This is a genomic window from uncultured Streptococcus sp. (assembly GCF_915066115.1).
Taxonomy (GTDB): domain Bacteria; phylum Bacillota; class Bacilli; order Lactobacillales; family Streptococcaceae; genus Streptococcus.
In genome coordinates this window covers 1-2,747 of the sequence record NZ_CAJZDT010000182.1, presented here as the reverse complement: position 1 = coordinate 2,747, position 2,747 = coordinate 1, and the positions used below count along the sequence as shown (strand labels likewise).

Sequence of the window (2,747 nt, the reverse complement as noted above, 5' to 3'; positions counted from 1 at the left end):
ATTTACTGGTAAAGCAATATAGATAAAAAAGCAAAAGCTAGTCTGCTTTCATCCTTAACAAAGAGAAATTTCACTACTCCAGAAGAACTTTCGATTAACATCAAACGACTAAACAAAAATGATATTACTGATAGATGGAGAATATTCTTCTATATCATTGAAACACTAAGACATCCAAAACAATTGTACTTTCAGTAAATTTCTATACTAAAATTACGAATAATCTCTGCAATATTATCTAGGCTACAAAACTCACTTGACAATTTACATTTTACCAACAATTTTGATAATAGCGTTCGTCTTTAAAAGTACAATAACGGTCTTGCTTCTCACTTAACGAGATTCAAGACCGTTATATAATATTTTTATTTTTTACTTGAAAAATAGAGATTTTTATTTTATAGCTCTATCTTCTACTATTTGATTGTGTTGCTGATGAACTTGGGGTACTGCTAGAACTACTACTTGAACTTGGGGTAGACGAGAAACTACCAATAATACCTGACCAAGCATTTTGATAATCTGCTTCACTTCCTCCAATAGCAAAGTGATAGCTTGTCGTTGGAGCTCCCGCCTTGTTAGCCCAATAGCTCGTTACAGTAGAACCTGAAAGATCAACTGTTCTTCCATTAACGGATACTTTGCCAGGCTTCTGCCCTGTAGATCTGAGGACCTGAGACTGGGTCACACTAGAATCAAGATTAAAGCGTTCATTGCCCCAAACACCAGGCTCAGCCTGTTGGATAGCATTGACCAAGTGGGCCATATATTTGGCATTTCGATAATGCCCAGCCCCCTTAGCCATTGGGCGGTTGTCATCGTGACCTAGCCAACCACCTAGAGTCAATCTTGGTGTCGAAAGCATGAGCCACATATTTTCATCTTCATTGGTTGTACCAGTCTTACCAATCCAGTCTGCACGAGCTAAGCTTGAATTAATAGAAGACAAATCCGTTTGGAAACTTGAAGTGATCCGAGATGAAATCACCTCACGAAGCAAACTCTGCATAATCGTTGCTGTTGCCTTCGAATACACTTGAACTGGTTTGTCTTGGAACTCATAGATTACTCTACCATCAGATGATTCAATCTTAGAAATCACATGTTTTTGATGGTAGACACCGTTATTGGCAATTGTTTGATAACCATTGGTATGCTGGGCAACTGTGACTTCAATCCCACCACCCATAGGCAGACTTTCGATACCGTACTCTGGAATCTCGTAACCCATTTTTTCCATATAGCTCTTAACATCGACACCTTTTTCACGAAGCATGCGATAAGTCCAATAGGCTGGAATATTCCATGAATAGTTTAAAGCATCACCCAAATTGACCATATCTGTGCCTTTACTACTACCATGCACAATCGGACTACCATTTGCAAAATTTGTCGGATAATTGGACAAGATACTAGCGCTACCCATCAAGCCTTGGTCAATGGCAATACCGTAGGCCAATAAAGGCTTGGTTGTAGAGGCTGGCGAGCGCTTAGTGTCAAAGGCGTGATTGTTTTGGTTTATTTGGTAATTACGACCACCAACAAAGCCTAGAACAGCCCCCGTTTTATTGTCCATCAAAACATTCCCTACTTCAGGCTGGCCAGTCGAATCATCTACCAAACGACCGTAGTTAGCAACTGCATTTTGCATGGCAGTATGGATTTTTTTATTGATTGTTGTCGTGATTTTATAGCCACCGTTACTTAGTTCCTGCTCAGCTCGCTCATGATAGGCCTTTTGAACTGCTTCCTTTTTCAACTCCTGACTAGAGACATTGTCCTGTTGAACTAAATAATCATACATACGGTCTGTCGCTTCAGCCATAGCCGTAAAGTAAAGGTAATCCCTCGAAACAGCATTGATAGTTCCTGATGGCAAAAAATCTTGTTTGAGATTATAATCCTTGTACTGGTCGTATTCTTCCTGAGTCAGAGCACCCGTACGGTACATGTTGTAGAGAACATCCTTGGCCCGCTTCAAACCAAGTTTTAAGTCTTCATCACTCTTTAACTCTCCAGTATTTTCATAAGGGGAATAAGTAATCGGACTCTGTGGCAAACCTGCTAAGAAAGCGGCTTGAGGAATACTTAACTTGTTGGCATCGATACCGAAAATCCCTTCAGCAGCTTGCTGGGCACCTGCAATATTCTGCCCTTTATGATTTCGACCAAAGGGAGCAACATTGAGATAAGTCGTCAAAATTTCATCCTTGCTCATGCTGCGTTCCAAGGCAAGGGCATCGACAATTTCTGTAGCCTTACGAGCCAAAGTCGGAGCATCTCCGACCACTTGTTGCTTGATTAACTGTTGGGTCAAGGTCGAGCCACCGCTAGATGAGCCCAAGCCTGCAAAGGTTCCCAAAGTCGCCCGAATCACAGCTTTTGGTACAACCCCTTTATGTTCAAGAAAATGTTCATCCTCAGTTGCAACGATAGCCTTTTTGAGATTGTCCGATATTTCCTCAGATGAGACAGAAGTTCTCAGTAGGTCACTCTCAATAGATGCAATGACACTCCCATCTGCGTAAACAATTTCTGAGATGGAAGAAATATTTTTAACCTGCTTGACCAAGTCCTCCGCTTGGGGAACCTTGGCCTTGTCAAACAAAGCAACTCCATAACCAAGAGCTACACCAGCACCAAAAAGTCCACCGATAAAGCCTAGAATAAAGAGAGTATTCAAAATTCCCTTAATAGCAACTAAAATGCTACCTAGGATAGCCAGAACTTTCCCACCTGTCCCATCC

The 2,747-nt window shown here is 41.2% G+C and carries 1 protein-coding gene; it reads right to left on the bottom strand.

The features are described from left to right. Positions 1 to 406: 406 nt before the first annotated feature. Positions 407 to 2,747: penicillin-binding protein PBP1B (gene pbp1b, locus QZ565_RS09195; RefSeq protein WP_295528557.1), on the bottom strand; the 2,341-nt coding region annotated here is incomplete at its 5' end.